We start from the raw sequence: 20,639 nt of genomic DNA, 5'->3' as shown, positions 1-20,639 counted from the left end.
CCCGCCGTATTTATACAGGTGCAAAAAATAACAACGGCCATTATTGATCAAAGGCGTTCTACTTCACGTGAGTCGTGCATTCAAATTCAGCCCTCTGTTCATTGCACTTACTGTAACGATCGCCCCAAACGCCTATGCAGCAAACGACTCAACCGAAGTTCGTTGAAGGTTCCAGCCTCAAGCTCGATGCTCAAGACCTGGTACAGCGCCGACGGTAAGAACGCCAGGCACCGGAAGCGCGATGTCGACGATTACCGAGTGATCGTCGATTACCCGTTGAATGTGTTCTAAGCTCATATAAGCAAAAGGCCAGCACGTTTTGCTGGCCTTTTTTATGCCCGGGATTTATACATGCGCCATAGGCGCAACAGGTCTCTGTCACTCTGCCCGCTTCCCTCGCAACAACTTCATTACCGCCCAGACAGCAGAAGTCAGAACCATGAGTGTGAGCAGTGCAACATCCCCGCGCCCGCCCCCCGTCAGCCGGTCGGAGTGGATCCTGATTCTCGGCAGTTCGCTGACTGTGATTGCCATTCTGAGCATCGTGACCTTTCTGCTGATCCGCGAACACCGTAGTGCCGAGTTAGCCGCAGCTCGTGCTGCCTCCAACATTGTGCAGTTGATCGACGCCGACGTGCTGCGCAATGTCGAGCTCTATGACCTGTCCTTGCTGGGATTGATTGCCGCTTCGCAGCGTACCGACCTCAGGACGGCTTCCCCGCAAATACGTCATCTGGCGATGTTCGATCGAGCAACTGCCGCCCCCCATAAAGGCGACATTCTGTTACTCGATCAACACGGCGACGTCCTCGCCGACTCGGCCTCAGTTGAACCTCGAACGGGTAACTTCGCCGACCGTGAATACTTTCAGTCCCATGTAAACAATCCCGATCCTGGAATGTTTATCAGCCGGCCGTTCAGGGCCAGACGCGCCAATCACGACTGGCTCATCAGCTTCAGTCGACGCATTTCATCCCAACAGGGCGAATTTCTCGGTGTCGCCCAAGCGGCCATGCGCCTGAGATACTTCAATCAACTGTTCAGGAGTTTGACTATCGATCGTGACAGTTCGGTCAATCTGATCAGCACTGACGGTGTCCTGCTGGCCCAGGAGCCGCCCCTGGCCGATGACCTGATCGGCAAGGACTTCAGTAACCGGCCAAACTTCATGCGCATTCTGCGAGAAGGCAATGGCAGCTTTAACAGTGTCTCGAGCCTCGATCACCGACAGCGGCTGTACACCTTCTCCCGGGTTGGCAAACTGCCATTAATCGTCGTGGTAGCACTCTCGACCGATGAGGTACTTGCCTCATGGAAGCGCACCGCAATACTGATCAGCAGCGCCACCGGCGTGCTTTGCATCGGCCTGCTCTGGCTGACCTGGCTGCTGTGCCGCGAGCTGCGTCTGCGCCACAACGCCGAGCAGGAACTGGCGCAACTGGCCGCAACCGATGCACTGACCGGTGTGGCCAACCGTAGAACACTGGATCAGGTACTCAGCCGTGAGTGGGTTCGCGCACAGCGTTCGGGCAAGCCATTGTCGGTACTGATGATCGATGCGGATCATTTCAAGGCCTTCAACGACCGGCACGGCCATCAGGTCGGTGACGAGGCGCTGCGCACGGTCGCCAGTGTGATCAGCGAGCATATCCGTCGCCCGGCGGACCTTGTCGCCCGTTATGGCGGCGAGGAGTTTGCCGTGGTCCTGGCCGAAACCGATACCCTTGGCGCGTTGCGCATTGCCGAGAACATCCGCGCCGCCGTCGAAGTGCTTGCACCGATCAATGGCGACAATTTGCCAATCACCGTGAGCATCGGCCTGGGCACTTGGTCGGGAGAGCCCGGGGAAAGCCTGGAGACACTGCTGTTCGCTGCCGACACAGCGCTCTATCAGGCCAAATACAGTGGGCGAAATCGGGTGGTTACAGGCTGACATCCACGTTGCGAATAGCGGCCCCATCCAGGGCAAGCCTCGCGCCTGCAAGGAAACGCGGACACCTGTAGGAGCCGAGCTTGCTCGCGATGAACGATGACGCGGAGTGTCAGATTTGCCGCCATCGCGGGCAAGCCTCGCTCCTACGGACATAAAAAAAGGCCACCCGAAGGCAGCCTTTAAAAACTAAAGAAAGAGAGTGTTACTTACACTGCCGCAACGGGACGCATGTAAGAGATCGGTGCAGTGCTGGCATCTTCGAAGGTCACGACTTCCCAGGCATCTTTCTGCTCAATCAATTTGCGCAGAAGCTGGTTGTTCAGTGCATGCCCCGACTTGAAGCCGCGGAACTCACCTATCAGGCTGTTGCCCAGCAGGTAGAGGTCACCAATTGCATCGAGGATCTTGTGCTTCACGAATTCGTCTTCATAGCGAAGGCCGTCTTCGTTCAGTACACCATCCGCGTCGACCACGATGGCGTTTTCAACGCTACCGCCGAGTGCGAGGTTGTGCTTGCGCAGGTACTCGATATCACTCATGAAACCAAAGGTCCGGGCGCGGCTGACTTCTTTTACGAACGAAGTGCTGGAAAAATCCACGCTGGCACTTTGAGTGCGGTCACGGAACACCGGGTGATCGAAATCGATCTCGAAGCTCACTTTGAAGCCTTCGAAAGGGACGAAAGTGGCGCGCTTGTCGCCGTCTTCCACTGTCACTTCACGCAGGATGCGGATGAACTTCTTGGCTGCGTCCTGTTCTTCCAGGCCGGCAGATTGAATCAGGAATACGAAGGGTCCAGCGCTACCATCCATGATCGGGACTTCGGACGCGGAGAGCTCGACGTAGGCGTTATCGATGCCCAGGCCAGCCATGGCCGAGAGCAAGTGCTCCACCGTGTCCACTTTGGTGTCACCGTTGACCAGTGTGGTCGACATAGTGGTTTCACCAACATTTTCCGCGCGAGCAGGAATCTGCACCACAGGGTCCAGGTCGGCACGACAAAACACAATGCCGGTGTCTACAGGTGCAGGCTTGAGGGTCAGGTATACCTTCTCCCCGGAGTGCAGACCTACACCTGTGGCACGGATAATATTTTTCAGGGTGCGTTGTTTAATCATGGCTTGGGCCGCTTCAGCGCAAATTGCGAACTGGTATCAACAAAGGCTGGCGATAATAGCAGACCAGGCCTTTGCTGAACACCAATCACCCTAATACCCCTGATACATTCCATCAATCGGCCTGGCGACGCAGGAATGCCGGGATGTCCAGATAGTCCAGATCATCCTGCGGATTCATCTTCGCCGCGGTCGCAGCACTGGCCTGAGCCTGGTTGCGCATCACGGTTGGACGGTCCAGATCGCGGTAGTTCACCGACGGCATTTCCTGACGCGAAGGTGCTGGCGATTGAGCGGCCATGGAGGTATGAACGGTATTGTCGATGACCTTTACAGGCTTCTCGATTTTAGCACCCAGACCTGTGGCAACCACAGTCACGTGCAGCTCGTCGCGCATGTCCGGATCGATAACAGTACCGACCTTGACCATTGCATGCTCGGAAGCGAAGGCTTCAATGATGCTACCAACGTCCGAGTACTCACCCAGAGACAGGTCGGGACCGGCGGTGATGTTTACCAGGATGCCGCGTGCACCTTGCAGGTTCACGTCTTCGAGCAACGGGTTGCGGATCGCCGCTTCAGTCGCTTCACGTGCACGGTTCGGACCGCTGGCGCAGCCAGTGCCCATCATCGCCATGCCCATTTCGCTCATCACGGTACGCACGTCGGCAAAGTCGACGTTGATCATGCCTGGGCGCTTGATGATGTCGGAGATACCGCGAACGGCACCGGCCAGTACATCGTCAGCCTTGGCGAAAGCCGACAGAAGGCTCGCGTCTTTACCGAGAATGGTCAGCAGTTTCTCGTTGGGAATGGTGATCAACGAGTCGACGCTTTCCGACAGCAGGCGGATGCCTTCATCGGCAATCTGCATGCGCTTGCGACCTTCGAACGGGAACGGACGCGTCACCACCGCAACGGTGAGGATGCCCATTTCCTTGGCCACTTCGGCGATGATCGGCGCAGCACCGGTACCAGTACCGCCACCCATGCCCGTGGTGATGAACACCATGTTAGTGCCCTGCAGCACTTCGGCAATACGCTCACGGTCTTCCAGAGCGGCCTGACGGCCCACTTCCGGATTGGCGCCAGCGCCCAGACCTTTGGTCACGCCGGTGCCCAGTTGCAGGATGGTCCGCGCGCCGATGCTCTTCAGCGCCTGGGCATCAGTGTTGGCGCAAATGAATTCAACGCCTTCAATGTTGCTCTTGACCATGTGATTGACAGCGTTGCCGCCGCCTCCGCCAACACCGATAACTTTAATAACCGGGCTTGCGGGGATGTTGTCTACGAGTTCGAACATTTTCCCTCTCCTTTCATTTCTCTAGTTTTTTCGCCTACTGCTGCCACTTTGAAACTGTCTTGCTGTAAATCTTTAGAAGTTGCCCTGAACCCAGCTTCTGAGACGATCGAAAAGAGGCGTCTTGGCCTCGTCACTGCTGTAGCTGTCTCGGTTGCTGCTGATCCCGGAGAAGGACACGCCATCGGACTGTTTTTGCAGCCCGTACATCAGCAAGCCCACACCGGTGGAATAAATCGGGTTGCGCACGACATCGTCGAGGCCTTTGACGCCATGGGGTACGCCAAGGCGGACCGGCATGTGGAAAATCTCTTCGGCAAGCTCCACCGCGCCTTCCATCTTCGAAGTACCGCCGGTCAGCACGATGCCGGCCGGAATCAGGTCTTCATAACCGCTGCGACGCAGTTCGGCCTGAATCAGCGTGAACAGCTCGTCGTAACGCGGCTCGACCACTTCAGCCAGGGCCTGACGGGACAGCTCGCGCGGCGGACGATCACCGACGCTTGGGACCTTGATGGTTTCACCGGCACCGGCCAGTTTGGCCAGGGCGCAGGCGTAGCGAATCTTGATTTCTTCGGCGTACTGGGTCGGAGTGCGCAACGCCATGGCGATGTCGTTGGTCACTTGATCGCCTGCAATCGGGATCACCGCCGTATGGCGAATCGCGCCTTCGGTGAAGATCGCGATATCAGTGGTGCCGCCACCGATGTCCACCAGGCACACGCCAAGCTCTTTCTCGTCATCGGTCAGCACCGAGTAAGCAGAGGCCAACTGCTCGAGAATGATGTCGTCGATTTCGAGACCGCAGCGACGCACGCACTTTTCAATGTTCTGTGCCGCGTTCACGGCGCAGGTGACCACGTGGACCTTGGCTTCCAGACGTACGCCGGACATGCCCAGAGGCTCACGCACGCCTTCCTGGTTATCGATTACGTAATCCTGAGGCAAGGTGTGCAAGACACGCTGGTCCGCAGGGATCGCTACAGCCTGGGCCGCGTCGAGTACCCGCTCCAGATCCGCCGAGCTGACTTCGCGATCACGAATCGCCACGATGCCGTGGGAGTTCAGGCTGCGAATGTGATTGCCCGCCACACCGACGAACGCCGAGTGAATGCGGCACCCGGCCATCAATTGCGCTTCTTCGATAGCGCGCTGGATCGACTGCACGGTGGATTCGATATTCACCACCACGCCCTTCTTCAGGCCACGGGATGGATGAGTGCCGATACCGACGATTTCCAGCGTGCCATCGGCCGCGACCTCGCCCACCAGTGCCACCACCTTGGAAGTGCCGATATCAAGACCGACGATCATTTTGCCGCTTTGCACATTAGCCATTGGTCCTGCCTCTTCTTAATTCTTCGCGACGGCGGGTTGGGCCGTCGTGGGCGCTACAGGTTCCCGCCAGCCGACGGCCAGGCCGTTGGCATAGCGCAGATCGATGCGCGCAATGTTCGTAATCTGTTCTTTCAGCGTTTTTTCATAAATGGCGATAAAGCGGCGCATCTTCTCGACCAGATGATCACGACCGAGCAACAGTTCGATCCCCGGACCGGCGCTGCCGGCACCGGTGGTCAGGAACCAGCTGCCACGTTCACGCAGCTCCAGACGGGCAATCGAAAAACCCATCGGCCGAAGCATCTGGCTCAACACCTGGTACTGCTGCATCACTTGCTGTTGAGCGCGCTGCGGGCCGAACAGCTGTGGCAGGTGTTCGTAGTTCGCCAGCTCACGCGGGGTGAACGCCTCGCCCTGGTTGTTCAACAGTGCTTCGTCGCCCCAACGGGCCACGGGCAGTTGTTCTTCCAGGCGAATCACCACCTGATCAGGCCAGACGCGACGCACTTCGGCGTGGGCAATCCAGGGCATCGTCTCAAGCTCGGTACGCATGCTGGCCAGGTCAATGGTGAAGAAGCTCGAGGCCACGTAAGGGGCGATTCGCTGCTGCACGGCTTGCTGGCTGATGTAACTCAAATCACCCTGGACGTTGATCTTGGTAATTGGCCGGTCGGCATAAGGCAGCAAACGCTGCGCGCCTTCGTAGGTACCGAAGCCCAGAGCCACCAATAGCACCGGCCAGAACAGGCTTTTCAGAAAGCCGAAATTGGCTTTCGGCAGGCGCACCGACATTGGCTCTTTGGCCACCATACGGCTGGCACCACGCGGCACCGGCTTACGGCCAGGAGCGGGTTGCGGATGACGTAGCTGGTGGCCTTGCATGGTCTTAACCTCGCGGCTCTTTGTTACCGGCAGCGTTACTGGCAACACTTGCAGCCAGAATCGCCAACACCAACTGCTGGAAATCCAGGCCGGCAGCACGGGCTGCCATTGGGACCAGACTGTGGTCGGTCATACCCGGTGCAGTGTTGACTTCCAGAAACCAGAACTGCCCTTCGGCGTCCTGCATCACGTCAGCCCGTCCCCAACCGGCAATACCCAACGCCTCACAGGCTTTTGCCGTGAGGTCCATGAGTTCTTGTTCTTTTGCGCTATCGAGGCCGCACGGGATCCGGTACTGGGTATCGCTAGCCACATACTTGGCGTCGTAGTCGTAGAAACTGTGGGTCGTGCCCAGGGCGATCGGTGGCAACACCTGGTCACGCAGGGTGGCGATGGTGAACTCCGGACCTTGAATCCATTGCTCGACCAACACTTGCGAATCGTAGGTACTGGCCGCTTTCCAGGCGTCGATCAACTCGGGCGTGGAATTCACTTTGGCCATACCGATACTTGAACCTTCATGGGCCGGTTTGACGATCAAAGGGAAGCCCAGTTCCGTCGCCGCCAAAATACAGTCGGCTTCGCTGCTCAGTACCGCGTGACGCGGCGTAGGAATACCCAGGCTGTGCCAGACCTGCTTGGTCCGCAGCTTGTCCATGGCCAGCGCCGAGGCGAGGATGCCGCTGCCGGTGTAAGGAATGCCCAGGCATTCGAGCAGGCCCTGCATACTGCCGTCTTCACCGCCACGACCGTGGAGAATGATGAAGGCGCGGTCGATTTTCTCGCTCAGCAAACGTTGCAGAAAATCATCACCGACATCGATGCCGAAGGCGTTCACACCCGCGCTTTGCAATGCATCGAGAACGGCGTTGCCGGATTTGAGCGAAACCTCGCGTTCGGCGCTCTTGCCACCGAACAGCACGGCAACGCGGCCGAAGTCTTTCGGCTCGATCGTCGAGAACAGGTTGGCGTAGGCAGCAGTCATTTCAACTTCCCCTGACCGGCAGCGGCAACGGCACCCGCAAACAGCGGACTGATCAATAGTTTTGGTGCGAGACCACCGATATCACCGGCGCCCTGGCAGAGCAGAATGTCGCCGGCACGCAGCAGCGGCTTGACCAGCGGTGCCAGTTCGACGCCACGCTCGATGTAGATCGGGTCGAGCTGACCGCGTTGACGAATGCTGTGGCACAGCTGACGACTGTCGGCACCTGGAATCGGTTCTTCACCGGCCGGGTAGACTTCCATCAACAGCAACACATTGGCATCAGCCAGCACCTGCACGAAATCGTCATACAGGTCACGAGTGCGACTGAAACGGTGCGGCTGGTAAACCATCACCAGACGCCGATCCGGCCAGCCACCGCGCACGGCTTTGATCACTGCGGCCACTTCGGTCGGGTGGTGACCGTAGTCGTCAACCAGCATCACGCTGCCGCCTTCCACCGGCAGCTCGCCGTACACCTGGAACCGTCGGCCCACACCCTGGAAGCCCGACAGGCCCTGAACGATGGCTTCATCGCTGATGCCCTCGTCGGTGGCGATACAGATGGTTGCCAGGGCGTTCAATACGTTGTGGTTACCCGGCATGTTCACCGAGACATCCAGCGGCTCGCGGTCACGACGCAGCACGGTGAAGAAGGTCTGCATGCCTTGCTGGCGAACATTGATCGCGCGCACGTCGGCTTCTTCGCTGAAGCCGTAGGTGACCGTCGGGCGTTTGACCTGCGGCAGGATCTCGCGCACGACAGGATCGTCCAGGCAGACCACAGCCAAACCGTAGAACGGCAGGTTGTGCAGGAACTCGACGAAGGTTTTCTTCAGTTTGTTGAAGTCACCGTCATAGGTCGCCATGTGATCGGCGTCGATATTGGTGACGACCGCTACCAGTGGCTGCAGGTGCAGGAAGCTGGCATCGCTTTCATCAGCTTCGGCGATCAGATAACGGCTGGTGCCCAGCTGTGCATTGGTGCCTGCTGCATTCAGCCGGCCACCGATGACGAAGGTAGGGTCCAGACCACCGGCCGCGAACACCGAGGCGATCAGGCTGGTCGTGGTGGTTTTGCCGTGAGTACCGGCAACGGCGATGCCGTGGCGATAACGCATCAGTTCGGCGAGCATTTCGGCGCGCGGCACTACCGGAATCCGGCGCTCCAGAGCAGTGGCGACTTCCGGGTTGGAAGTGTTCACGGCGCTTGAAACCACCAGGACATCGGCGTTCGCCGCGTTCTCGGCGCGGTGGCCGATATAGATGTGCGCACCGAAAGACTCGAGACGCTCGGTCACCGGCGAAGCTTTCAGGTCGGAGCCGGAAACTTCATAGCCCAGGTTCAACAACACTTCGGCAATCCCGCACATACCGACGCCACCGATACCGACGAAGTGGATACGACGGATACGGCGCATTTCCGGTTGAGGCATGGCTTTCTGATTCTCAACCACGGGCCACCTCCAGGCAGATATCGACCACGCTACGGGTGGCATCGGGTTTGGCCAGGCGACGGGCAGCGCTCGCCATGCTATTGAGTCGTTCCGGTTGCATCAAAACCTCTGTCAGGCGAGCAGCCAGATCGGCTGCGCCAGTCGTTCTTTGCGGCATCAGGAAGGCAGCGCCTTCACGAGCCAAATAATCGGCATTGCGGGTCTGGTGATCGTCGATTGCGTGGGGCAAAGGCACCAGCAACGAGGGCAGACCGGCGGCAGCCAGTTCACTGACGGTCAGCGCGCCTGCGCGACAAACCACCAGGTCGGCCCAGCCATAGGCTTGGGCCATGTCTTTGATGAAGGGTTGCACTTGCGCATTGACGCCAACGGCGCGATAGCGCTCGGCGGTCACTTCATCATGATTTTTTCCAGCCTGATGAAACACTTCCGGGCGCAGCTCGACAGAGACTTGCGCCAGGGCTTCAGGCAACAGTTTGTTCAGCGGCTCAGCCCCCAGGCTTCCGCCCAGGATCAGCAAACGCGCCTTGCGTCCGGCTAAAGCCTGGCGCGGTGTTTCGAGGAACAGCTCGGTACGCACCGGGTTACCGGTGGTCCGGCGGCTGTTCGATGCCCCGAAGGTATCCGGGAAAGCTTCGCAGACTCGGGCAGCCAGCGGCACCAGCAGCCGATTGGCGGTACCAGCGACGGCATTTTGTTCGTGAACGATTACTGGCACGCCAGCCAGTTTGGCCGCAACGCCACCGGGACCGGTGACATAACCGCCAAACCCCAGGACACAGACCGGCTGCAACTGACGAATGATCTTGCGCGCCTGCCAGATCGCCTTGAGCAGTACGAACGGCGCCTTGAGCAAGGACAATTTACTTTTGCCGCGCAGGCCGCTGACGTTGATCAGATGCAGGGCAAGACCAGCGTTTGGCACCAGCTCGTTCTCGATCCCGCGTGGCGTGCCCAGCCAGTGCACGGTATAGCCGCGCGTCTGGAATTCACGGGCACAGGCCAGCGCCGGGAACACGTGCCCGCCTGTACCGCCAGCCATGATCAGCACATTAGCGCCCATGAGTCGGCTCCTCAGCGAAGTCGCTCTCGTTGAACTCCATCTCCTCACTGCCCAAATGAGTTCTGCTTTCCCATTCGATACGCAGCAACAAACCGAGGCAGGCGCAGCAAATAACCAGGGAACTGCCGCCATAACTGAGGAACGGCAAGGTCAGACCTTTGGTCGGCAGCAAGCCGACGTTCACACCGATGTTGATCAGGAACTGGCCGATCCACAGGAACGACAAGCCGTACGCAACATAAGCCGCAAAGAATTGCTTGGCCTTTTCTGCCCACAACCCGATGTACATGCCACGTATGCAAACGAAGACGAACAGGCCGATGGTCGCCAGCGAGCCAACCACGCCCAGCTCTTCAGCCAGGACCGAGAATACGAAGTCAGTGTGGGCTTCGGGCAGGTAGAACTGTTTCTGCACGCTGTTGCCCAGGCCGACGCCGAACCATTCACCACGCCCGAAAGCGATCAGCGCCTGAGTCAACTGGTAGCCGGAACCGAACTGGTCGGCCCACGGGTCGGTAAAGGTAATCAGACGCGCCATACGGTAGGGCTGGGCCTGAACCAGAATCGTCACCGCAGCCACCGCCAGCACCACCATCAAGGTGAAACGGAACAGCCCGACCCCCCCGAGGAACAGCATCGCCGCTGCGGCGCCCATCATCACGACGGTGGCCCCGAAGTCCGGCTCCATCAGCAGCAGACCAGCCATAGGCAGCAATACGATGAACGGCTTGAAGAAGCCCATCCAGCTTTCGCGGACTTCCTTCTGACGGCGTACCAGATAACCGGCCAGGTAGAGCACCACGAAGACTTTGGCGATCTCGGAAGGCTGGACGTTGAAGAAGCTGAAACCAATCCAGCGCATCGAGCCGTTAACCTCACGACCGATCCCGGGCAGCAGCACCATGACCAGCAAACCGAAGGCGCCGATCAGCATCAGCCAGCCCAGACGTTGCCAGGTTGCAATCGGGATCATCATGGTCACGACGCAGGCACCGAGGCCGAGGACCAGATAAACAAGGTGGCGAATCATGTGGTACAGCGTGTTGCCGGACTGTACCGCGGCGACTTCCGAGGACGCCGATGTGATCATGACCAGGCCAAGACCGAGCAGCGCCAGACAACCGGCAAGCATCGGGAAGTCGAGGTCGATACCGCGACCGGTGATGATCGGCGATGGGTACGGCTTGATGATATTCGCGAAGATCATTTCAAGCCCTCCACGGCCCGGGCGAACAAGTGCCCACGCTCCTCGTAGTTCTTGAACATGTCGAAACTGGCGCAGGCCGGAGACAGCAACACAGCGTCGCCCGGTTCGGCGACAGCCTTGCAGCGCTCAACGGCTTCAATCAGCGAATTGACGCGAATCAGCGCAACCTCGTCGCCGATCGCCTTGGCAATCAACTCCGAGTCACGGCCCATCAGCACCACGGCACGGCAGTTGGCCGCAACCGGAGCGCGCAGGTCCTTGAAATCCGCCCCCTTGCCATCGCCGCCAGCAATCAGCACCAACTTGCCGGCGATGTCTGCACCCAAGCCTTCAATGGCGGCCAAAGCGGCGCCCACGTTAGTGGCTTTGGAATCGTTGTAGTAGCTCACGCCATTCAGGTCCCGGACCCACTGGCAGCGATGCTCAAGGCCGGCGAAAGTGCGCAGGCTCGACAGCATGGCGTCGAACGGCAGCCCCACGGCATGCCCCAGGGCCAGGGCCGCCAGGGCGTTGGACTGATTGTGAGCACCACGAATTTTCAACTCGCGAACCGGCATCAGGTTCTGGAATTCGAAGGCCAGATACTTCTCGCCGTTCTCTTCACGCAGACCGAAAGCCTTGAAGTCAGGCTGGCTCAAACCGAAGGTCCAGCACGGCAACCCCTCGCCCATCAACGGACGGGTCAAGGCATCCTGACGGTTCACCACAACCTGCCTGGCACCACGGAAGATCCGGTGTTTGGCCAGGTGATACGCCGGCAGACCGCTGTAGCGGTCCATGTGGTCTTCGCTGACGTTCAATACGGTGGCGACTTCCGCACCGAGTTGATCTGTTGTTTCAAGCTGGAAACTCGACAGCTCCAACACGTACAGCTCGACGTCGTCGCTGAGCAGATCCAGCGCTGGTGTGCCAAGGTTGCCGCCGACCGCAACACGCTTGCCGGCCGCCGCTGCCATTTCACCCACCAGCGTGGTCACGGTGCTTTTCGCGTTGGAACCGCTGATGGCGACGATCGGCGCTTTCGCGTTACGCGCGAACAGCTCGATATCACCGGAAAGTTTCACGCCACGGGCTGCTGCCGCTTGCAGCGCCGGCGTCGCCAAGGCCAGGCCCGGGCTCACGTAGAGCTCGTCGGCACGGCACAGGAACTCAACGTCCAGCTCGCCACAACGCACGTCCACGTGCGGGTAATCACGGCGCAGCGTGACCAGCTCCGGCGGATTCTCCCGCGTATCGGCCACAGCAAACGACACACCCCGACTCGCCAGGAAGCGAACCAGGGACATGCCGCTCTTGCCGAGGCCGACAACGATGCGGAAGTGGTCAGAAGCGATCAGAGACACTCGTTCTACCTCAGCTTCAGGGTGGCAAGGCCGACCAGGACCAGAATCACGGTGATGATCCAGAAGCGGACGATCACGCGCGGCTCGGGCCAGCCCTTGAGTTCAAAGTGGTGGTGAATCGGCGCCATGCGAAACACACGACGACCGGTCAGCTTGAAGGAAGCAACCTGAATGACGACAGACAGGGTCTCCATCACGAACACGCCGCCCATGATGAACAGGACGATTTCCTGACGGACGATGACTGCAATGGTGCCCAGCGCCGCACCCAGCGCCAGTGCACCGACGTCGCCCATGAAGACTTGTGCCGGGTAAGTGTTGAACCAGAGGAACCCAAGGCCGGCACCGATCAACGCGCCGCAGAACACAATCAGCTCACCCGCGCCCGGTACATAAGGGATCAGCAGGTATTCGGCGAACTTCACGTTACCCGAGAGGTAGCAGAAGATCCCCAGCGCGCCGCCGACCATGACGGTCGGCATGATCGCCAGGCCGTCGAGACCATCGGTCAGGTTGACCGCATTACTCGAGCCGACGATGACGAAATAGGTCAGCACCACGAAGCCGACGCCCAGCGGAATGCTTACATCTTTGAGCATTGGCAGGATCAGCGTAGTTTCAACCGCGCTTGGCGCAGTCATATATAGGAAGACTGCTGCACCCAGGCCAAACACCGATTGCCAGAAATACTTCCAGCGACTTGGCAGACCACGAGAGTTCTTCTCGATCACCTTGCGGTAGTCATCGACCCAGCCAATCGCGCCGAACAGCAGTGTCACCAGCAGCACGACCCAGACGTAACGGTTATCCAGGTCAGCCCAGAGCAGTGTGCTGACAGCGATTGCGGAAAGGATCAACGCACCGCCCATGGTCGGCGTGCCCGATTTGGACAGGTGCGATTGCGGCCCGTCGTTACGCACCGACTGACCGATCTGGCGATTCTGCAAGGTGCGGATCATCCATGGCCCCAGCCACAGCGACAACGACAACGCGGTCAGCACACCGAGGATCCCGCGCAGGGTCAGGTACTGGAAGACCGCGAAGCCTTTGTAGAACTGTTGCAGATACTCAGCCAGCAGCAGCAGCATTAATGTTTCTCCCCGCTGGAACCACACAAAGCCGCGACGACGTTTTCCATCACCGCGCTGCGCGATCCCTTGATCAAAATTGTGGTGTTTGTATCGTGTTCGGCACCCAGCGCTTCGATCAGCTCGGCCTGAGTGGCGAAGTGATAAGCCTGTTGGCCAAAAGCTGCCACGGCGTGAACCATCATCGGCCCAACGGCGTAGAGCGCAGAAACCTTGCCGGCGGCATAAGCGCCAACGTCACGATGCCCCTGCTCCGCCCACGCGCCCAACTCGCCAATATCTCCGAGCACCAGAACGGTGCGTCCGGAAAAGCCGGCAAGTATATCAACGGCAGCGCACATAGAGGTGGGGTTCGCGTTGTAAGAATCATCAATCACGCGCATGCCGTTGGTCGCCAGTTGCGCGACGGCACGGCCCTTGACCGGTTGCACCGCATTCAACCCCGTGGCGATGCCGATCAGCGACACACCCAAGGCATGGGCAGCCGCTGCCGCTGCCAGGGCATTGGCAACGTTGTGGTTGCCAAGCAGGTTCAGCTGAACGTGCTCGACACCTTGCGGGCTGTGCAGCTTGAAGGACGGGCAACCGCGTGCGTCACGATCCAGATCGCTGGCATGGAAATCGGCACGGCTATCGTTCAAGGCAAAGGTCAGCACCTGGCGACCGGCGGCACGCTTCTTCCAGATATCAAAAGCCTTGTCGTCAAGGTTCAGAACGGCGAGGCCATCGGCGTCCAGCCCTTCCAGAATCTCGCCCTTGGCTTCAATGATTTTTTCCGGCCCGCCGAATTCGCCGACGTGGGCAGTCCCGGCGTTGTTGATCACGGCCACATGCGGTTTGGTCATGCCGACGGTGTAGGCAATCTCGCCGATACGCGAAGCACCGAGTTCGATGACTGCCGCAGTGTGTTCCGCGGCCAGCTCGAGCAAGGTCAGCGGAACGCCAAGGTCATTGTTCAGGTTGCCACGGGTCGCCAGTACCGGCCCGCGCGTGCGCAGGATGCTTGCGAGCATTTCCTTGACCGTGGTTTTGCCACTGGAGCCGGTGATTGCCGCGACCGGGTTCGAATACGCAGCGCGGTTCAGCGCGCCGAGTTCACCCAAGGCCTGACGAGTATCCTTGACCAGCAGTTGCGGCAATGTGCTGTTCGCCACTTCACGCTCGACCAGAGCTGCGACCGCGCCTTTGCTGGCAACGTCGTTCAGGTAGTCATGACCATCGAAACGCGGCCCGGTCAGGGCGACAAACAACTGGCCCGGCTTGATCGCCCGACTGTCGATGCTGACGCCATCGAAATTGCAATCGGCAGTCAGCACACGGCCGGCCAACGGGCCGGCCACTTCGCTCAACTTCAAGGCTTTAAGCATGGGCCACCTCCCATGCGGTCAAGGCGCGGTCGGCCTCCACCAGATCAGAGAAGTCATGGCGCACGCCGTTGATTTCCTGATAGTCCTCATGACCTTTACCGGCCAGAACGATCACATCGTCGGCCGAGGCACTGGCTATCAGTTGGGCAATGGCCTGGCCGCGACCGGCCACGAATGTGACTTTATCCACAGCGCTGAAACCGACGCGGATATCGTCGAAAATTCTCGAGGGAGCTTCGGTGCGCGGATTGTCGTCGGTGACCAATACACCGTCCGCCAGACGCTCGACTATTTGCGCCATCAACGGGCGCTTGCCGCGATCGCGATCACCACCGCAACCGAACAGGCACAGCAACTTGCCCTTGGCATGAGGACGCAGGGCCGTCAGAACTTTTTCCAGCGCGTCCGGGGTGTGGGCGTAATCGACCACTACCAGCGGCTGAGTGCCGCCACCCAGGCGCTGCATGCGACCGGCCGGGCCTTCGAGTTTCGGCAGCACTTGCAGGATCTCGTCCAGCGCGTAGTCCAGACCGAGCAAGGCGCCGACAGCCGCCAACACGTTGCTCAGGTTGAAACGACCGAGCAAGGTGCTGCGCAAATGGTGTTCGCCCTGAGGTGTGACCAATGTGGCGCGCACGCCTTCGTCGTCGAACTGCGCTTCACGGCAATACAGGTAAGCGCTGGAATTTTCCAGGCTGTAGCTGATCAGGCGTGACTCATGTTTTTCGGCGGCCAGTTGCCGACCAAAATCGTCGTCGAGATTGATTACCCGGCAGCTCAGATCAGCCCAGCCGAACAGCTTGGCCTTGGCGTCGGCGTAGGCATCCATGGTCCCGTGATAATCCAGGTGATCCCGGGACAGGTTGGTCATCACCGCCACATCGAACGCCAGAGCGGTGACGCGGCCTTGATCCAGACCATGGGAGGAGACTTCCATCGCCACGGCTTTCGCACCCGCCTTTTTCAGGTCCGCCAGAGTCGCCTGCACGGCAATCGGATTGGGCGTGGTGTGCAGGCCACTTTGTAGCGCGCCGTAAAAACCCGTACCCAATGTGCCGACGATGCCGCAATGCTGGCCGAGCAAGTCGAGTGCCTGCGCAACCAATTGGGTCACGCTGGTTTTACCGTTGGTACCGGTCACACCGACCAGATTCAGGTTGCGGCTCGGGTCACCATAGAAACGCCCGGCGATATCCGACAGCTGCGCCGCCAGGCCTTTGACCGGAATCAGCGGCACATCGGTAATAGGCAGAACAGTAGCGCCGTCGACTTCATAGGCCACGGCAGCCGCACCGCGCTGCAAGGCGTCGACAATGTGTGCACGGCCATCCACTTTACCGCCTGGGACCGCGAGAAACAGGTCGCCTGCGCGAACATTGCGGCTATCGAGCGTCAGCTCGCGAATCAACAGATCACGACCGGCGTGGGCAAAAATCTTGTTCAGGCTAAGAGACATTAACCGCGCCCTCCTTTAGCTGGTGCTGCATTAGCTGGTGCTGCATTCGCTTGTTGCACAGGCGGCAGGTTATCCGGTGAAATATTCATCAAGCGCAGGGTCCCGGACATCACTTTGCTGAACACCGGCGCAGAAACCAGACCACCGAAGTAACCAGCCTTGCTTGGCTCATCGATGACCACCACGATCGCGTAACGCGGGTCGCTCATCGGACCGAAGCCGGCGAACAGCGAACGGTATGAATTCTCGGCATAGCCCTTGGTGCCAACCGAAGTCTTACGTGCGGTACCACTCTTGCCGGCCACGTGATAAGCCGGCACTTGTGCGCGGAACACGCCACGCGGCGCTTCAATTACTTGCTGCAACATGCCTTGCATGGTTTTGGCGACTTTCTCCGGAATCACCTGGGTTGTTTCTGGAGCCTTGTCAGTCTTGATCAGGGTCAGCGGTGCAATCCGGCCGTTGTTGGCCAACGCCGAGAAGGCGTGAACCAGCTGGATCGCAGTCACCGACAAGCCGTAGCCGTAGGACAACGTGGCCGTCTCGGCCTTTTTCCAATCCCGATAGTTCGGCAGGTTGCCGACGCGCTCTCCCGGAAACCCCAGACCGGTGTCCTGACCGAGGCCGACCTTCTGCATCAGGCGGAAAATCGCTTCACCGCCAATATCGAAGGCAACCTTGCTCATGCCCACGTTACTGGAGTTGATCAGAATGCCGGTCAGATCGAGTACCGGCCCTTCAGTCTTGGAAACGTCGCGAATGGTGTACTTGCCAAGCTGCAACGTACCTGGGTAGACCTCGACCGTATCGCTGGGTTTCCAGCGCCCGGTTTCCAGGGCTGCACTCATGGAGATCGGCTTCATGGTCGATCCCGGTTCGAACACATCGATCATGGCGCGGTTACGCATCATGATCGGTTGCAGGTTGCGACGATTGTTCGGGTTGTAAGTGGGCTGGTTGACCATGGCCAGGATCTCGCCGGACTTTACATCCATGATCACCAGGCTTCCGGCCTTGGCTCCGTTTTCCACAATGGCATTACGCAGTTCGCGGTTGGCCAGATATTGCAGGCGCAGGTCAATCGACAACGCCAAGGGCTTACCAGCCTTGGCGTTTTTGGTGACCTGGACATCCTGGATCAGTCTGCCGCGCCGGTCCTTGATGACCTGGCGCTTGCCCGCCACACCGGCCAGCCACTCATCATAAGCCAGCTCGACACCTTCGCGGCCGTGGTCATCAATGTCGGTAAAGCCGACCATGTGCGCGGTGACCTCACCGGCCGGGTAGAAACGCCGGAACTCTTCGATGCCATAAACACCAGGCACTTTCAAATCAAGCACGGCCTGACCCTGCTCGGGGGTCAAACCACGCACCAGATAGATAAATTCTTTATTGGCCTGCGCCTCGAGGCGTTCGCTCAGCGCTTTGGGATCCTGCCCCATCGCAGCCGCCAATTCTGGCCACTTGTCCTTGGCCAGTTGCATTTCCTTGGCGTTGGCCCACAGCGTGGTCACCGGCGTACTGACAGCCAGAGGTTCACCGTTACGGTCGGTAATCAGACCGCGGTGGGCTGGAATCGGAATATGACGAACGCTGCGCGCATCCCCCTGCCCCTTGAGGAAGTCACGGTCAACGACTTGCAGGTCAATGATGCGCCAGGCAATCGCCGACACCATCACTGCCAGCAAACCCAGCACCACGCGGAAGCGCCATGGATAAAGGGCGCCTTCGAGTTTCATCATGGCGCCACCATACGGACTTCAGCCGCGCCAGGAATTCGCATCTTCAGCTGTTCGGAGGCCAGCACTTCGATCCGGCTGTGGGCGGTCCAGGTGCTCTGCTCAAGAATCAACCGGCCCCACTCGGCTTGCGCCTTGTCGCGCACGCTCAACTCGTTGTAGAGGGCGTTGAGCAGTTGACGGTTCCAGTGGGCGCTGTAAGACACCGCAATCGCGGACACCAACACGCCTATAAACAGCAGCAGCATGAAAAAGCTTCCGCCTGGAAGCGGTTTGGCGAAGAGCTTGCTCACCGAAGCTTCTCCGCGATGCGCATGACAGCGCTACGAGCGCGTGGGTTGGCCTTGAGCTCGGCCTCGGAAGCGAACTGCGCCTTGCCATGGATCTTGATTTTTGGCACGAAGGTTTCGAAACGCACCGGCAGGTTACGCGGCAGGTTATCGGCTTCGCCCTTGACCAGACGACGCATGAACAGTTTGACGATGCGGTCTTCCAGCGAGTGGAAGCTGATAACGACCAGACGGCCGCCCACTTCAAGGGCTTCCAGCGCGGCTTCAAGACCGGTTTCCAGATCGCCCAACTCGTTATTGACGTGAATGCGCAAACCCTGGAACGCCCGGGTAGCCGGGTGCTTGCCCTTTTCCCAGGCCGGATTGGCGACTTTCAGGACTTCGGCCAGATCGCCGGTACGCTCGAACGGCTTGATTACACGACGCTCGACGACCGCGCGGGCCATGCGCCCGGAGAAACGTTCTTCACCATATTCCTTGAACACCCGGGCGATTTCTTCCGCCGCAGCCGTGGCGATAAACTCGGCTGCGCTGACACCGCGACTCGGGTCCATGCGCATGTCCAGCGGGCCATCGTTCATGAAGCTGAAGCCACGCTCTGGATCATCGAGTTGTGGCGAGGAAACGCCCAGGTCGAGCAGAACGCCGTTGATCTTGCCGGCCAGACCGCGATCGGCAATTTCCGAACCCATCTCGGCAAAGCTGCGCTGCACAATGACAAAGCGGCCGTCTTCGGCCGCCAGCGCTTGCCCTGTGGCAATCGCTTGAGGATCTTTGTCGAATCCCAGCACTCGACCATCGGGGCCGAGCTGGCTGAGTATCAGGCGACTATGCCCGCCGCGCCCGAACGTACCGTCCAGATAGCAGCCATCAGGACGTACGGCGAGAGCCTCGACGGCTTCGTCAAGCAGTACGGTGATGTGGTTAAAGCCGCTATCAATAGTCACAGGATCAAATCACGCAGTTCATCAGGCATGGCGCCCGGTTGTTGAATGGCAGCCAGGTCCGCAGCAGAAACGGCGTCCCAGGCATCCTCGTCCCACAATTGGAACTTGTTCAGTTGGCCAACCAGCATTGCGCGCTTATCCAACTTGGCATATTCGCGCAAACGTGGCGGGACCAGAAAACGACCACTGCCATCGAGCTCGAGGTCGACGGCATTACCGATCAGCAAACGTTGCAAGCGACGGTTTTCTTCGCGCAGCGAAGGCAGTGCGCGCAGTTTGGTTTCAATCAGCTCCCACTCATCGAGGGGATAAACGCATAAACAAGGATCAACGGCATCGATGGTGACGATTAATTGCCCGGAACTTCGCGAAACGAGCTCGTCACGATACCGGCTCGGCATGGCGAGACGGCCTTTTGCATCGAGACTGATAGCGTTGGCTCCGCGAAACACGTCAGCGTTTCTCCAAATATTAGCGTTTTGCGCTCAAAAAACCCACTTCATGCCACTTTCCGCCACTTGCGCACACTATAGGAATGCGCCCACCACACCGTCAAGGCGCGGAGTGACGGAAAAGCCTTACAGATCGGAGATTTAGGAGACTAAAGGGAGGGGTAGAAAGAATTTGGCGGATGTTTTAACTCATTAACTTCAGCCCGCTCATAAAGCTACGATCAGAAGTTAAAGTGATTTGTTAAGAGTAAGATTTTTTTGGTATTACAAAAGCGCTTCTGCTATGGATTCAAGCAGGGAGGGAAAAAGGTGGAGAGTCGATCTGTAAGCCGGGTTCTGTCGAGGACAGTCATTCGTCTACGATGGCCATCACTGGACATCTTTAGCAACCTACCCGGTTCCAGCGCGGGCCACGCCTTGGAACCCTATTTGGTCTTGCTCCGAGTGGGGTTTACCTAGCCACGAACTGTTGCCAGTCGTGCGGTGCGCTCTTACCGCACCTTTTCACCCTTACCGGCACCGAAGTGCTTAGGCGGTTATTTTCTGTGGCACTTTCCGTAGGCTCACGCCTCCCAGGCATTACCTGGCACTCCGCCCTATGGAGCCCGGACTTTCCTCCCCCCCCTAATTTTCATAGAGGGCAGCGACTGTCCAATCGACTCTCCGTCGCAAAGATT

The 20,639-nt window shown here is 59.1% G+C and carries 17 protein-coding genes, 1 other RNA gene and 1 pseudogene; 2 read left to right on the top strand and 17 right to left on the bottom strand.

Annotated features, from left to right (window positions below; genetic code table 11):
* Positions 1-198 precede the first annotated feature (198 nt).
* Together AC07W5_RS24350 and AC07W5_RS24345 are read left to right on the top strand one after the other, a co-directional pair.
* A pseudogene (locus AC07W5_RS24350) lies at positions 199-291 on the top strand (hypothetical protein); the annotation flags it as partial.
* A 148-nt stretch (positions 292-439) separates the two neighbouring features.
* Positions 440-1,933, top strand: a complete 1,494-nt coding sequence (locus AC07W5_RS24345; protein ID WP_495024477.1) for a diguanylate cyclase — start codon at positions 440-442, stop codon at positions 1,931-1,933.
* Between the two features lie 206 nt (positions 1,934-2,139).
* Here AC07W5_RS24345 and lpxC read toward each other — a convergent pair whose 3' ends face one another.
* From lpxC to rnpB, 17 genes are all read right to left on the bottom strand, one after another.
* Positions 2,140-3,051 (bottom strand): UDP-3-O-acyl-N-acetylglucosamine deacetylase, encoded by a 912-nt coding sequence (gene lpxC / locus AC07W5_RS24340; RefSeq protein ID WP_494991870.1) that lies wholly within the window; start codon positions 3,049-3,051, stop codon positions 2,140-2,142.
* A gap of 112 nt (positions 3,052-3,163) precedes the next feature.
* Positions 3,164-4,351: a cell division protein FtsZ gene (gene ftsZ, locus AC07W5_RS24335; protein WP_489073363.1), complete on the bottom strand. Its 1,188-nt coding sequence runs from the start codon at positions 4,349-4,351 to the stop codon at positions 3,164-3,166.
* A 72-nt stretch (positions 4,352-4,423) separates the two neighbouring features.
* Positions 4,424-5,686, bottom strand: coding sequence for a cell division protein FtsA (gene ftsA, locus AC07W5_RS24330; protein WP_489376406.1), 1,263 nt, complete (start codon positions 5,684-5,686; stop codon positions 4,424-4,426).
* Between the two features lie 15 nt (positions 5,687-5,701).
* Complete coding sequence (locus AC07W5_RS24325; protein WP_494991869.1) at positions 5,702-6,568, bottom strand: cell division protein FtsQ/DivIB; 867 nt, start codon at positions 6,566-6,568, stop codon at positions 5,702-5,704.
* 4 nt (positions 6,569-6,572) lie between these two features.
* Positions 6,573-7,553 (bottom strand): D-alanine--D-alanine ligase, encoded by a 981-nt coding sequence (locus AC07W5_RS24320; RefSeq protein ID WP_495011166.1) that lies wholly within the window; start codon positions 7,551-7,553, stop codon positions 6,573-6,575.
* Positions 7,550-8,989, bottom strand: a complete 1,440-nt coding sequence (murC, locus tag AC07W5_RS24315; protein ID WP_494992140.1) for a UDP-N-acetylmuramate--L-alanine ligase — start codon at positions 8,987-8,989, stop codon at positions 7,550-7,552. The genes AC07W5_RS24320 and murC overlap by 4 nt, the downstream gene beginning before the upstream one ends.
* 13 nt (positions 8,990-9,002) lie before the next feature.
* The gene (murG, locus tag AC07W5_RS24310; RefSeq protein WP_494991867.1) at positions 9,003-10,073 is read right to left on the bottom strand and encodes an undecaprenyldiphospho-muramoylpentapeptide beta-N-acetylglucosaminyltransferase; all 1,071 of its coding nucleotides are present in this window, start codon (positions 10,071-10,073) and stop codon (positions 9,003-9,005) included.
* The gene (gene ftsW / locus AC07W5_RS24305) at positions 10,063-11,280 is read right to left on the bottom strand and encodes a putative lipid II flippase FtsW (RefSeq protein ID WP_494991866.1); all 1,218 of its coding nucleotides are present in this window, start codon (positions 11,278-11,280) and stop codon (positions 10,063-10,065) included. The genes murG and ftsW overlap by 11 nt, the downstream gene beginning before the upstream one ends.
* Positions 11,277-12,623, bottom strand: a complete 1,347-nt coding sequence (gene murD, locus AC07W5_RS24300) for a UDP-N-acetylmuramoyl-L-alanine--D-glutamate ligase (RefSeq protein ID WP_494991865.1) — start codon at positions 12,621-12,623, stop codon at positions 11,277-11,279. The genes ftsW and murD overlap by 4 nt, the downstream gene beginning before the upstream one ends.
* Before the next feature lie 5 nt (positions 12,624-12,628).
* Positions 12,629-13,711 (bottom strand): phospho-N-acetylmuramoyl-pentapeptide-transferase, encoded by a 1,083-nt coding sequence (gene mraY, locus AC07W5_RS24295; protein ID WP_494991864.1) that lies wholly within the window; start codon positions 13,709-13,711, stop codon positions 12,629-12,631.
* Positions 13,711-15,078 (bottom strand): UDP-N-acetylmuramoyl-tripeptide--D-alanyl-D-alanine ligase, encoded by a 1,368-nt coding sequence (locus AC07W5_RS24290; protein ID WP_494991863.1) that lies wholly within the window; start codon positions 15,076-15,078, stop codon positions 13,711-13,713. The genes mraY and AC07W5_RS24290 overlap by 1 nt, the downstream gene beginning before the upstream one ends.
* Positions 15,071-16,534 (bottom strand): UDP-N-acetylmuramoyl-L-alanyl-D-glutamate--2,6-diaminopimelate ligase, encoded by a 1,464-nt coding sequence (locus AC07W5_RS24285; RefSeq protein WP_494991862.1) that lies wholly within the window; start codon positions 16,532-16,534, stop codon positions 15,071-15,073. Before AC07W5_RS24285 ends, AC07W5_RS24290 begins: the two co-directional genes overlap by 8 nt.
* The gene (locus AC07W5_RS24280) at positions 16,534-18,273 is read right to left on the bottom strand and encodes a peptidoglycan D,D-transpeptidase FtsI family protein (protein ID WP_494992139.1); all 1,740 of its coding nucleotides are present in this window, start codon (positions 18,271-18,273) and stop codon (positions 16,534-16,536) included. The genes AC07W5_RS24285 and AC07W5_RS24280 overlap by 1 nt, the downstream gene beginning before the upstream one ends.
* Entirely contained in the window at positions 18,273-18,566 is a 294-nt protein-coding gene (gene ftsL / locus AC07W5_RS24275) for a cell division protein FtsL (protein ID WP_494991861.1), read from the bottom strand. The genes AC07W5_RS24280 and ftsL overlap by 1 nt, the downstream gene beginning before the upstream one ends.
* Entirely contained in the window at positions 18,563-19,510 is a 948-nt protein-coding gene (gene rsmH, locus AC07W5_RS24270; RefSeq protein ID WP_495024476.1) for a 16S rRNA (cytosine(1402)-N(4))-methyltransferase RsmH, read from the bottom strand. Before rsmH ends, ftsL begins: the two co-directional genes overlap by 4 nt.
* Complete coding sequence (gene mraZ / locus AC07W5_RS24265) at positions 19,507-19,962, bottom strand: division/cell wall cluster transcriptional repressor MraZ (protein WP_019693566.1); 456 nt, start codon at positions 19,960-19,962, stop codon at positions 19,507-19,509. The genes rsmH and mraZ overlap by 4 nt, the downstream gene beginning before the upstream one ends.
* 309 nt (positions 19,963-20,271) lie before the next feature.
* Positions 20,272-20,625, bottom strand: an RNA gene (gene rnpB, locus AC07W5_RS24260) — RNase P RNA component class A.
* Positions 20,626-20,639: the final 14 nt, after the last annotated feature.

The organism is Pseudomonas sp. GW821-FHT01E05 (genome assembly GCF_059422425.1).
This window is presented reverse-complemented; position numbering and strand designations above follow the sequence as displayed.

Coding starts and splice junctions, on each gene's coding strand:
- AC07W5_RS24345 (WP_495024477.1), top strand. CDS start 440: ATGAGTGTGAGCAGTGCAACATCCCCGCGCCCGCCCCCCGTCAGCCGG.
- lpxC (WP_494991870.1), bottom strand. CDS start 3,051: ATGATTAAACAACGCACCCTGAAAAATATTATCCGTGCCACAGGTGTA.
- ftsZ (WP_489073363.1), bottom strand. CDS start 4,351: ATGTTCGAACTCGTAGACAACATCCCCGCAAGCCCGGTTATTAAAGTT.
- ftsA (WP_489376406.1), bottom strand. CDS start 5,686: ATGGCTAATGTGCAAAGCGGCAAAATGATCGTCGGTCTTGATATCGGC.
- AC07W5_RS24325 (WP_494991869.1), bottom strand. CDS start 6,568: ATGCAAGGCCACCAGCTACGTCATCCGCAACCCGCTCCTGGCCGTAAG.
- AC07W5_RS24320 (WP_495011166.1), bottom strand. CDS start 7,553: ATGACTGCTGCCTACGCCAACCTGTTCTCGACGATCGAGCCGAAAGAC.
- murC (WP_494992140.1), bottom strand. CDS start 8,989: ATGCCTCAACCGGAAATGCGCCGTATCCGTCGTATCCACTTCGTCGGT.
- murG (WP_494991867.1), bottom strand. CDS start 10,073: ATGGGCGCTAATGTGCTGATCATGGCTGGCGGTACAGGCGGGCACGTG.
- ftsW (WP_494991866.1), bottom strand. CDS start 11,280: ATGATCTTCGCGAATATCATCAAGCCGTACCCATCGCCGATCATCACC.
- mraY (WP_494991864.1), bottom strand. CDS start 13,711: ATGCTGCTGCTGCTGGCTGAGTATCTGCAACAGTTCTACAAAGGCTTC.
- AC07W5_RS24290 (WP_494991863.1), bottom strand. CDS start 15,078: ATGCTTAAAGCCTTGAAGTTGAGCGAAGTGGCCGGCCCGTTGGCCGGC.
- AC07W5_RS24285 (WP_494991862.1), bottom strand. CDS start 16,534: ATGTCTCTTAGCCTGAACAAGATTTTTGCCCACGCCGGTCGTGATCTG.
- AC07W5_RS24280 (WP_494992139.1), bottom strand. CDS start 18,273: ATGAAACTCGAAGGCGCCCTTTATCCATGGCGCTTCCGCGTGGTGCTG.